General features: G+C 49.1%; 1 pseudogene. It reads right to left on the bottom strand.

Going from position 1 to position 277, the window contains the following annotated elements:
* Positions 1–277, bottom strand: a pseudogene (locus KVT11_RS19790) (Ger(x)C family spore germination protein); the annotation flags it as partial.

The raw sequence follows: 277 nt of genomic DNA, 5'->3' as shown, positions 1-277 counted from the left end.
CCCCATCAGCCAATTCAGGCTCTGTATTTCGTATGATGACAGAAAGCCCGCCAATCTGTTTTGTTTTGCGTTTTTGATAATGGCCGCTCCGTCATACACCGTTTTTCCTTTTTGATTGCTGTCGGCCTGAATGAGAAAACTGAGTTTATTATGGCAGTAAATCGAAGCTCTCCCGATTCGGAGCGGTTTTAAAATCTTCCCGTTGTAGCCGCCGTTGTTCGTAAGGTCGATCAGCTTTTCCGCGGCCATGGGCTGCTGCTGATTCGGCGTCGGCTCC

Origin of the sequence: Bacillus sp. GbtcB10, from assembly GCF_019091365.1 — a bacterium.
Taxonomy (GTDB): Bacteria; Bacillota; Bacilli; order Bacillales; family Bacillaceae; genus Bacillus; species Bacillus altitudinis.
The sequence above is the reverse complement of the archived record's forward strand: the minus strand, read 5'-3'. Positions and strand labels throughout refer to the sequence as shown.